This window comes from Thermus brockianus (genome assembly GCF_001880325.1).
Taxonomy (GTDB): domain Bacteria; phylum Deinococcota; class Deinococci; order Deinococcales; family Thermaceae; genus Thermus; species Thermus brockianus.
In genome coordinates, this window is record NZ_CP016312.1 from 1,327,651 (window position 1) to 1,337,492 (window position 9,842).

Annotated in this window: 17 protein-coding genes; all 17 read left to right on the forward strand. The window is 65.2% G+C overall.

All coding sequences use genetic code 11. The features are described 5' to 3' along the window. The 17 genes from fusA to A0O31_RS07140 are packed head-to-tail and all read left to right on the forward strand — an operon-like array spanning position 1 to position 9,829. On the forward strand, positions 1-2,076 hold the full coding sequence (gene fusA, locus A0O31_RS07060) for an elongation factor G (protein ID WP_071677257.1): 2,076 nt from the start codon (positions 1-3) through the stop codon (positions 2,074-2,076). Between the two features lie 57 nt (positions 2,077-2,133). Continuing rightward, entirely contained in the window at positions 2,134-3,354 is a 1,221-nt protein-coding gene (gene tuf, locus A0O31_RS07065) for an elongation factor Tu (RefSeq protein WP_071677189.1), read from the forward strand. Positions 3,355-3,362: 8 nt separating this feature from the next. Next, positions 3,363-3,680, forward strand: coding sequence for a 30S ribosomal protein S10 (gene rpsJ, locus A0O31_RS07070; RefSeq protein WP_039458086.1), 318 nt, complete (start codon positions 3,363-3,365; stop codon positions 3,678-3,680). Beyond that, positions 3,677-4,297, forward strand: coding sequence for a 50S ribosomal protein L3 (gene rplC, locus A0O31_RS07075; protein ID WP_071677258.1), 621 nt, complete (start codon positions 3,677-3,679; stop codon positions 4,295-4,297). Before rpsJ ends, rplC begins: the two co-directional genes overlap by 4 nt. A gap of 17 nt (positions 4,298-4,314) precedes the next feature. Further along, positions 4,315-4,935 (forward strand): 50S ribosomal protein L4, encoded by a 621-nt coding sequence (gene rplD, locus A0O31_RS07080; RefSeq protein ID WP_071677943.1) that lies wholly within the window; start codon positions 4,315-4,317, stop codon positions 4,933-4,935. Continuing rightward, positions 4,932-5,222 (forward strand): 50S ribosomal protein L23, encoded by a 291-nt coding sequence (locus A0O31_RS07085; RefSeq protein WP_039458090.1) that lies wholly within the window; start codon positions 4,932-4,934, stop codon positions 5,220-5,222. Before rplD ends, A0O31_RS07085 begins: the two co-directional genes overlap by 4 nt. Positions 5,223-5,271: 49 nt before the next feature. Then, positions 5,272-6,102: a 50S ribosomal protein L2 gene (rplB, locus tag A0O31_RS07090; protein WP_039458091.1), complete on the forward strand. Its 831-nt coding sequence runs from the start codon at positions 5,272-5,274 to the stop codon at positions 6,100-6,102. A gap of 8 nt (positions 6,103-6,110) precedes the next feature. Next, positions 6,111-6,392, forward strand: coding sequence for a 30S ribosomal protein S19 (gene rpsS, locus A0O31_RS07095; RefSeq protein WP_011173711.1), 282 nt, complete (start codon positions 6,111-6,113; stop codon positions 6,390-6,392). Between the two features lie 2 nt (positions 6,393-6,394). After that, positions 6,395-6,736, forward strand: coding sequence for a 50S ribosomal protein L22 (gene rplV, locus A0O31_RS07100; protein ID WP_039458095.1), 342 nt, complete (start codon positions 6,395-6,397; stop codon positions 6,734-6,736). Beyond that, on the forward strand, positions 6,726-7,445 hold the full coding sequence (gene rpsC / locus A0O31_RS07105) for a 30S ribosomal protein S3 (RefSeq protein WP_039458098.1): 720 nt from the start codon (positions 6,726-6,728) through the stop codon (positions 7,443-7,445). Before rplV ends, rpsC begins: the two co-directional genes overlap by 11 nt. Positions 7,446-7,448: 3 nt before the next feature. Beyond that, positions 7,449-7,874 (forward strand): 50S ribosomal protein L16, encoded by a 426-nt coding sequence (gene rplP / locus A0O31_RS07110; RefSeq protein ID WP_039458101.1) that lies wholly within the window; start codon positions 7,449-7,451, stop codon positions 7,872-7,874. Continuing rightward, positions 7,861-8,079 carry a 50S ribosomal protein L29 gene (gene rpmC / locus A0O31_RS07115; protein ID WP_039458104.1) on the forward strand — a complete coding sequence of 73 codons (219 nt, stop codon included), beginning with the start codon at positions 7,861-7,863 and terminating at the stop codon, positions 8,077-8,079. The genes rplP and rpmC overlap by 14 nt, the downstream gene beginning before the upstream one ends. Continuing rightward, positions 8,072-8,389, forward strand: a complete 318-nt coding sequence (gene rpsQ, locus A0O31_RS07120; protein WP_039458107.1) for a 30S ribosomal protein S17 — start codon at positions 8,072-8,074, stop codon at positions 8,387-8,389. Before rpmC ends, rpsQ begins: the two co-directional genes overlap by 8 nt. Beyond that, positions 8,386-8,754 (forward strand): 50S ribosomal protein L14, encoded by a 369-nt coding sequence (rplN, locus tag A0O31_RS07125; protein ID WP_015718099.1) that lies wholly within the window; start codon positions 8,386-8,388, stop codon positions 8,752-8,754. Before rpsQ ends, rplN begins: the two co-directional genes overlap by 4 nt. After that, positions 8,754-9,086 (forward strand): 50S ribosomal protein L24, encoded by a 333-nt coding sequence (gene rplX, locus A0O31_RS07130; protein WP_039458114.1) that lies wholly within the window; start codon positions 8,754-8,756, stop codon positions 9,084-9,086. The genes rplN and rplX overlap by 1 nt, the downstream gene beginning before the upstream one ends. A gap of 1 nt (position 9,087) precedes the next feature. After that, entirely contained in the window at positions 9,088-9,636 is a 549-nt protein-coding gene (gene rplE, locus A0O31_RS07135; protein WP_039458117.1) for a 50S ribosomal protein L5, read from the forward strand. Between the two features lie 7 nt (positions 9,637-9,643). Beyond that, entirely contained in the window at positions 9,644-9,829 is a 186-nt protein-coding gene (locus tag A0O31_RS07140) for a type Z 30S ribosomal protein S14 (RefSeq protein ID WP_018111303.1), read from the forward strand. The last annotated feature ends 13 nt before the right edge of the window (positions 9,830-9,842 follow it).

Sequence of the window (9,842 nt, forward strand, 5' to 3'; positions counted from 1 at the left end):
ATGGCGGTTAAGGTAGCGTACGACCTAAAAAGGCTCCGCAACATCGGCATCGCCGCGCACATTGACGCCGGCAAGACCACCACCACCGAGCGCATCCTCTACTACACCGGCAAGATCCACAAGATCGGCGAGGTGCACGAGGGCGCGGCCACCATGGACTTCATGGAGCAGGAGCGGGAGCGGGGCATCACCATCACCGCCGCCGTGACTACCTGCTTCTGGAAGGACCACCGCATCAACATCATTGATACCCCCGGGCACGTGGACTTCACCATTGAGGTGGAGCGCTCCATGCGGGTGCTGGACGGGGCCATCGTGGTCTTTGACTCCAGCCAAGGGGTGGAGCCCCAGTCGGAGACCGTCTGGCGCCAGGCGGAGAAGTACAAGGTGCCCCGCATCGCCTTTGCCAACAAGATGGACAAGACGGGGGCGGACCTGTGGCTGGTGATCCGCACCATGGAGGAGCGCCTGGGGGCGCGCCCGGTGGTGATGCAACTTCCCATCGGCCGGGAGGACACCTTCTCGGGGATTATTGACGTGCTCCGGATGAAGGCCTACACCTACGGCAACGACCTGGGCACGGACATCCGGGAGATCCCCATCCCCGAGGAGTACCAGGACCAGGCCCGGGAGTACCACGAGAAGCTCATTGAGGTCGCCGCCGACTTTGACGAGAACATCATGCTCAAGTACCTCGAGGGCGAAGAGCCCACGGAGGAAGAGCTGGTGGCGGCCATCCGCAAGGGCACCATTGACATCAAGATCACCCCGGTGTTCCTGGGCTCGGCCCTGAAGAACAAGGGTGTCCAGCTCCTCCTGGATGCCGTGGTGGATTACCTGCCCTCCCCCTTGGACATCCCCCCCATCCGGGGCACCACGCCGGAGGGGGAGGAGGTGGAGATCCACCCCGACCCCGATGGCCCCCTGGCGGCCCTGGCCTTCAAGATCATGGCCGACCCCTACGTGGGCCGCCTCACCTTCATCCGCGTCTACTCCGGCACCATCACCTCGGGCTCCTACGTGTACAACACCACCAAGGGGCGCAAGGAGCGGGTGGCCCGGCTCCTTAGGATGCACGCCAACCACCGGGAAGAGGTGGAGGAGCTCAAGGCCGGGGACCTGGGGGCGGTGGTGGGCCTGAAGGAAACCATCACCGGGGATACCCTGGTGGGCGAGGATGCCCCCCGGGTGGTCCTGGAGTCCATTGAGGTCCCGGAGCCGGTCATAGACGTGGCCATTGAGCCCAAGACCAAGGCGGACCAGGACAAGCTTTCCCAGGCCCTGGCCCGCCTGGCGGAGGAAGACCCCACCTTCCGCGTGTCCACCCACCCCGAGACCGGCCAGACCATCATCTCCGGGATGGGAGAGCTCCACCTGGAGATCATCGTGGACCGGCTCAAGCGGGAGTTTAAGGTGGACGCCAACGTGGGCAAGCCCCAGGTGGCCTACCGGGAGACCATCACCCGCCCCGTGGACGTGGAGGGCAAGTTCATCCGCCAGACCGGTGGCCGTGGCCAGTACGGCCACGTGAAGATCAAGGCCGAGCCCCTGCCCCGGGGTTCCGGCTTTGAGTTCGTCAACGCCATCGTGGGCGGCGTGATCCCCAAGGAGTACATCCCCGCCGTGCAGAAGGGCATTGAGGAGGCCATGCAGTCGGGTCCCCTCATCGGCTTCCCCGTGGTGGACGTCAAGGTAACCCTCTACGACGGCTCCTACCACGAGGTGGACTCCTCGGAAATGGCCTTCAAGATCGCCGGCTCCATGGCCATCAAGGAGGCGGTGCAGAAGGGGGACCCGGTGATCCTCGAGCCCATCATGCGGGTGGAGGTCACCACGCCCGAGGAGTACATGGGGGACGTCATCGGCGACCTGAACTCCCGCCGGGGCCAGATCCTGGGGATGGAGCCCCGGGGCAACGCCCAGGTGATCCGGGCCTACGTGCCCCTGGCGGAGATGTTCGGCTACGCCACCGATCTAAGGTCCAAGACCCAAGGCAGGGGCTCCTTCGTCATGTTCTTCGATCACTACCAGGAGGTCCCCAAGCAGGTGCAGGAGAAGCTCATCAAGGGGCAGTAAGGACGCTTTAGGGGTGGGCCTTAGGGCCCACCCGTGTTTGCCGAAAGGAGAACGAAGATGGCCAAGGGCGAGTTTGTACGGACGAAGCCTCACGTGAACGTGGGGACGATTGGGCACGTGGACCACGGGAAGACGACGTTGACGGCGGCGTTGACGTATGTGGCGGCGGCGGAGAACCCGAATGTAGAGGTGAAGGACTACGGGGAGATTGACAAGGCGCCGGAGGAGCGTGCGCGGGGGATTACGATCAACACGGCGCATGTGGAGTACGAGACGGCGAAGCGGCACTATTCGCACGTGGACTGCCCGGGTCATGCGGACTACATCAAGAACATGATCACGGGTGCGGCGCAGATGGACGGGGCGATTTTGGTGGTATCGGCGGCGGACGGGCCGATGCCGCAGACGCGGGAGCACATTTTGCTGGCGCGTCAGGTGGGGGTTCCGTACATTGTGGTGTTCATGAACAAGGTGGACATGGTGGACGATCCCGAGCTGTTGGACTTGGTGGAGATGGAGGTTCGGGATCTGCTGAACCAGTACGAGTTTCCTGGGGATGAGGTGCCGGTGATTCGCGGGAGCGCGTTGTTGGCGTTGGAGCAGATGCACCGGAATCCTCAGACGAAGCGAGGGGAGAACGAGTGGGTGGATCGGATTTGGGCGTTGTTGGATGCGATTGACGAGTACATTCCGACGCCGGAGCGGGACGTGGACAAGCCGTTCTTGATGCCGGTGGAGGATGTGTTTACGATTACTGGGCGTGGTACGGTAGCGACGGGACGAATTGAGCGGGGTAAGGTGAAGGTTGGGGACGAGGTGGAGATTGTGGGGTTGTCTCCGGAGACGCGTCGGACGGTGGTGACTGGGGTGGAGATGCACCGGAAGACGCTGCAGGAGGGGATAGCTGGGGACAATGTGGGGTTGTTGTTGCGGGGTGTAAGCCGGGAGGAGGTGGAGCGGGGGCAGGTGTTGGCGAAGCCTGGGAGCATTACGCCGCACACGAAGTTTGAGGCCTCCGTGTACGTGTTGAAGAAGGAGGAGGGTGGGCGGCACACGGGTTTTTTCACGGGGTACCGTCCGCAGTTTTACTTTCGGACGACGGATGTGACGGGAGTGGTGGAGTTGCCCCCGGGTGTGGAGATGGTGATGCCTGGGGACAATGTGACGTTTACGGTGGAGCTGATCAAGCCGGTGGCGTTGGAGGAGGGTTTGCGGTTTGCCATCCGTGAGGGTGGGCGGACCGTGGGCGCCGGCGTGGTCACCAAAATCCTGGAGTGAGGTGAGGCATGCCCAAGATCCGCATCAAGCTTCGGGGCTTTGACCACAAGACCCTGGACGCCTCGGCCCAGAAGATCGTGGAGGCCGCGCGGCGCTCGGGGGCGCAGGTCTCGGGCCCCGTACCTTTGCCTACCCGGGTGCGGCGCTTCACCGTGATCCGGGGTCCTTTCAAGCACAAGGACTCCCGGGAGCACTTTGAGCTCCGCACCCACAACCGCCTGGTGGACATCCTGAACCCCAACCGCAAGACCATTGAGAGCCTCATGAACCTGGACCTGCCCACCGGCGTGGAGATTGAGATCAAGACCGTGGGAGGTGGCAAGTGAAGGGCATCCTGGGCACGAAGGTGGGCATGACCCGGATCTACAAGGACGACCGGGCCGTTCCCGTCACCGTGATCCTGGCCGGGCCCTGCCCCGTGGTGCAGCGGCGTACCCCGGAGAAGGACGGGTACCTGGCGGTGCAGCTGGGGTTCCTGCCCCAGAAGCCCAAGCGGGTGAACCGGCCCATGAAGGGCCACTTCGCCAAGGCAGGGGTGGCCCCGGTGCGGATCCTCAAGGAGATCCGGGGCTTTAACCCCGAGGGCGACGTGGTGACGGTGGAGATCTTCAAGCCGGGGGAGCGGGTGGACGTCACCGGCACCTCCAAGGGTCGGGGCACCGCCGGCGTGATGAAGCGCTGGAACTTCGCCGGTGGGCCGGACTCCCACGGTGCCCACAAGATCCACCGCCACCCGGGCTCCATCGGTAACCGTAAGACCCCGGGCCGGGTGTACAAGGGCAAGCGCATGGCCGGCCACTACGGCGCCGAGCGGGTCACGGTGATGAACCTCGAGGTGGTGGACGTCATCCCCGAGGAGAACCTCCTCTTGGTCAAGGGCGCGGTGCCAGGGCCCAACGGCGGTCTCCTGGTGGTGCGCGAGACCAAGAAGGTGGCCAAGTGAAGGCAGGTAAGGAGGACATGGTGTACCAGATCCCTGTGCTCTCCTCTTCCGGCAAGCGGGAGCTTGCCGCCGACCTCCCCGCCGAGGTCAACCCCCACCTTCTCTGGGAGGTGGTGCGCTGGCAACTGGCGAGCCGCCGCCGGGGCACCGCCAGCACCAAGACCCGGGGCGAGGTGGCCTACTCCAGCCGCAAGATTTACCCCCAGAAGCACACGGGCCGCGCCCGCCACGGGGACATCGGTGCCCCCATCTTCGTGGGCGGCGGTACTGTCTTCGGGCCCAAGCCCCGCGACTACGGCTACACCCTGCCCAAGAAGGTGAGGAAGGCGGGGCTAGCCATGGCCGTGGCCGACCGGGCCCGGGAGGGGAAGCTCCTTTTGGTGGAGGACTTCGCCGGGGTCAACGGCAAGACCAAGGAGTTCCTGGCCTGGGCTAAGGCGGCGGGCTTGGACGGCTCGGAAACCGTGCTCTTGGTGGCGGAAAGCGAACCGGTGCGCCGCGCCGCCCGCAACCTGCCCTGGGTGGTCACCCTGGCCCCTGAGGGGCTCAACGTGTACGACATCCTGCGCACCGAGCGGCTTGTCATGGACCTGAAGGCCTGGGAAGCCTTCCAGGCCCGTTTGGGAGGTGAGGCGTGAAAACCGCTTACGACATCATCCTCGCCCCCGTCCTCTCGGAGAAGGCCTACGCTGGCTTCGCCGAGGGCAAGTACACCTTCTGGGTTCACCCTAAGGCCACCAAGACCGAGATCAAGAACGCGGTGGAGGAGGCCTTCAAGGTGAAGGTGGTGGGGGTCAACACCCTTCGGGTGCGGGGCAAGAAGAAGCGCCTGGGCCGTTATTTGGGCAAGCGCCCCGACCGCAAAAAGGCCATCGTCCAGGTGGCTTCCGGGCAGAAGATTGAGGCCTTGGAGGGCCTCATCTAGACCTGGCCGGGTGGGGTGCCCGGCCCCGATCCGGCAAGGAGGATAGAGAATGGCAGTCAAGAAGTTCAAACCCTACACGCCGAGCCGCCGTTTCATGACGGTGGCGGACTTCTCCGAGATCACCAAGACCGAGCCGGAGAAGTCCTTGGTCAAGCCCCTGAAGAAGACCGGGGGGCGCAACAACCAGGGGCGCATCACCGTGCGCTTCCGGGGCGGCGGCCACAAGCGGCTTTACCGCATCGTGGACTTCAAGCGCTGGGACAAGGCGGGCATCCCCGCCAAGGTGGCGGCCATTGAGTACGACCCCAACCGCTCCGCCCGCATCGCCCTCCTCCACTACGCCGACGGGGAGAAGCGCTACATCATCGCCCCCGAGGGCCTACAGGTGGGCCAGCAGGTGGTGGCGGGCCCCGATGCCCCCATCCAGGTGGGCAACGCCCTCCCCTTGCGCTTCATCCCCGTGGGCACCGTGGTCCACGCCGTGGAGCTGGAGCCCAAGAAGGGGGCCAAGCTGGCCCGCTCCGCCGGCACCAGCACCCAGATCCAGGGCCGGGAAGGGGACTACGTGATCCTGCGCCTCCCTTCCGGGGAGCTGCGCAAGGTGCACGGCGAGTGCTACGCCACCATCGGGGCCGTGGGCAACGCTGACCACAAGAACATCGTTCTGGGCAAGGCGGGGCGCACCCGGTGGCTTGGGCGTAAGCCCCACGTGCGCGGCGCCGCCATGAACCCCGTGGACCACCCCCACGGCGGTGGTGAGGGCCGGGCGCCCAGGGGCCGTCCGCCCGCTTCCCCCTGGGGTTGGCAGACCAAGGGCCTTAAGACCCGGAACCGGCGCAAGCCTTCCAGCCGTTTCATCCTGGCCCGGCGCAAGAAGTGAGGTGAGCCATGCCGCGTAGCTTGAAGAAGGGCGTTTTCGTAGACGACCACCTCCTGGAGAAGGTCCTGGAGCTAAACGCCAAGGGGGAGAAGCGGCTCATCAAAACCTGGAGCCGCCGCTCCACCATCGTTCCCGAGATGGTGGGGCACACCATCGCGGTCTACAACGGCAAGCAGCACGTGCCCGTCTACATCACCGAGAACATGGTGGGGCACAAGCTGGGTGAGTTCGCACCCACCCGCACCTACCGGGGGCACGGCAAAGAGGCCAAGGCCACCAAGAAGAAGTAGCCATGGAAGCGAAAGCCATTGCCCGTTACGTGCGCATCGCCCCCAGGAAGGTCCGGCTCGTGGTGGACCTGATCCGGGGGAAGAGCCTCGAGGAGGCCCGCGCCATCCTGCGCTACACCCACAAGCGGGGGGCCTACCACGTGGCCAAGGTGCTGGAGTCCGCCGCCGCCAACGCGGTGAACAACCACGACATGCTGGAGGATCGGCTTTACGTGAAGGCGGCCTTCGTGGACGAGGGGCCCGCCTTGAAGCGGGTGCTTCCCCGGGCCCGGGGCCGGGCGGACATCATGAAGAAGAAGACCAGCCACATCACGGTGATCTTGGGGGAGAAGCATGGGAAATAAAATCCACCCCATCGGGTTCCGGCTCGGCATCACCCGGGACTGGGAGTCCCGCTGGTATGCGGGGAAGAAGCAGTACCGCCACCTCCTCTGGGAGGACCAGAAGATCCGCGAGGTCCTCACCAAGGAGCTCTACCCGGCGGGGCTTGCCCGCATTGACATTGAGCGGGCGGCGGACAACGTGGCGGTGACCGTGCACGTGGCCAAGCCCGGCGTGGTCATCGGCCGGGGCGGGGAGAAGATCAAGGTCCTGCGGGAAACCCTATCCAAGATGACGGGGAAGAACGTGGCCTTGAACGTCCAGGAGATCCACAACCCCAACCTCTCCGCTCCCCTGGTGGCCCAGCGGGTGGCGGAGCAGATTGAGCGCCGCTTCGCCGTGCGCCGGGCCATCAAGCAGGCGGTGCAGCGGGTCATGGAATCCGGGGCCAAGGGGGCCAAGGTCATCGTCTCCGGGCGCATCGGGGGGGCGGAGCAGGCCCGCACCGAGTGGGCCGCCGAGGGCCGGGTGCCCCTTCACACCCTGCGTGCTAACATAGACTACGGCTTCGCTTTGGCCCGCACCACCTACGGGGTGCTGGGGGTCAAGGCGTACGTCTTCTTGGGCGAGGTGATCGGCGGCCAGAAGGCCAAGGCCCGGGCCGAAGGCCCCAAGGGCGAGGAGAAGCCCCGCCGCCGCCGCCCCGCCGTGCGGGTGAAAAAGGAGGAGTAGGCCATGCTGATGCCCAGGCGCATGAAGTACCGGAAGCAACACCGGGGCCGCATGAAGGGGGCCACGAAGGGGGGCGATTACGTGGCCTTCGGGGACTACGGCCTGGTGGCCCTCGAGCCCGCCTGGATCACCTCCCAGCAGATTGAGGCGGCCCGTGTGGCCATGGTGCGCCACTTCCGCCGCGGGGGGAAGATCTTCATCCGCATCTTCCCCGACAAGCCCTACACCAAGAAGCCCTTGGAGGTGCGGATGGGTAAGGGTAAGGGCAACGTGGAGGGGTACGTGGCGGTGGTGAAGCCGGGCCGGGTGATGTTTGAGGTGGCGGGGGTGAACGAGGAGCAGGCCCTGGAGGCCTTGCGCATCGCCGGCCACAAGCTTCCCATCAAGACCAAGATCGTGCGGAGGGACGCCTACGATGAAGCTCAGTGAGGTGAAGAAGGAGCTGGAGGAGGCCCGCAAGCTCTCCCCGGCGGAGCTGGAGAAGCTCATCCGGAAGAAGAAGCAGGAGCTGATGGAGCTCCGCTTCCAAGCCTCCATCGGCCAGCTTTCCCAGAACCATAGGATCCGGGAAACCCGCAAGTCCATTGCCCGGCTCCTCACGGTGCTGAACGAGAAGAGGAGGGCCAATGCCTAAGAAGGTGCTGACCGGGGTGGTGGTGAGCGACAAGATGCAAAAGACCGTCACGGTCTTGGTGGAGCGCCAGTTCCCCCACCCCCTCTACGGCAAGGTGATCAAGCGCTCCAAGAAGTACCTGGCCCACGACCCCGAGGAGCGGTACAAGGTGGGGGACGTGGTGGAGATCGTGGAGGCCCGCCCCATCTCCAAGCGCAAGCGCTTTAAGGTACTGCGGCTTCTGGAAAGCGGGCGGCTTGACCTGGTGGAAAGGTACGAGGTCCGCCGCCAAAACTACGCCAGCCTTTCCAAGCGGGGAGGTAAGGCATGATCCAGCCCCAGACCTATCTGGAGGTGGCCGACAACACCGGGGCCCGCAAGATCATGTGCATCCGCGTCCTCAAGGGCTCCAACGCCAAGTACGCCACCGTGGGGGACATCATCGTGGCCAGCGTCAAGGAGGCCATCCCCCGCGGGGCGGTGAAGGAAGGGGATGTGGTGAAGGCGGTGGTGGTGCGCACCAAGAAGGAGGTGAAGCGGCCCGACGGTTCGGCCATCCGTTTTGACGACAACGCCGCCGTCATCATCAACAACCAGCTGGAGCCCCGCGGCACCCGGGTCTTCGGCCCCGTGGCGAGGGAACTCCGCGAGAAGGGCTTCATGAAGATCGTTTCCCTGGCGCCGGAGGTGCTCTGATGCAGACCAAGGTGCACGTGAAGAAGGGGGACACCGTGCTGGTGGCCTCCGGCAAGTACAAAGGCCGCGTGGGCAAGGTGAAGGCGGTGTTACCCAAGCGCCAGGCGGTGATCGTGGAAGGGGTGAACATCGTCAAGAAGGCGGTGCGGGTGAGCCCGCAGCACCCCCAGGGCGGGTTCGTGGAGCAGGAGGCCCCCTTGCACGCCTCCAAGGTGCGCCCCATCTGCCCCGCCTGCGGCAAGCCCACCCGGGTGCGCAAGAAGCTCCTGGAAGACGGGCGGAAGATCCGGGCCTGCGCCAAGTGCGGCGGGTCCTTGGACGTGGAGGAGTAGCATGCCTCTGGACGTTGCCCTGAAGAAGAAGTACTACGAGGAGGTCCGGCCCGAGCTCATCCGCCGCTTCGGCTACCAGAACATCTGGGAGGTTCCCAGGCTGGTGAAGGTGGTGGTTAACCAGGGCCTGGGCGAGGCCAAGGAGGACGCCCGCATCCTGGAGAAGGCCTCCAAGGAGCTCGCCCTTATCACCGGCCAGAAGCCGGCGGTGACCCGGGCGAAGAAGTCCATCTCCAACTTCAAGCTCCGCAAGGGCATGCCCATCGGCCTTCGGGTGACGCTGCGGGGGGACCGCATGTGGATCTTCCTGGAAAAGCTCCTCAACGTGGCCCTGCCCCGCATCCGCGACTTCCGGGGCGTGAACCCGGCAAGCTTTGACGGCCGGGGCAACTACAACCTGGGCCTCAAGGAGCAGCTCATCTTCCCCGAGGTCACCTACGATATGGTGGACGCCCTTAGGGGGATGGACATCGCGGTGGTCACCACCGCCAGGACCGACGAGGAGGCCAAGGCCCTTTTGGAGCTCTTGGGTTTTCCCTTCCGCAAGTGAGGCGAGCATGGCGAGAAAAGCGCTGATTGAGAAGGCCAAGCGGACCCCTAAGTTCAAGGTGCGGGCCTACACCCGGTGCGTGCGGTGCGGGAGGGCCAGGAGCGTCTACCGCTACTTCGGTCTTTGCCGGCTCTGCCTGCGGGAGCTGGCCCACAAGGGGCAGCTTCCTGGGGTGAAGAAGGCCAGCTGGTAGGCCGTGGCCGGTC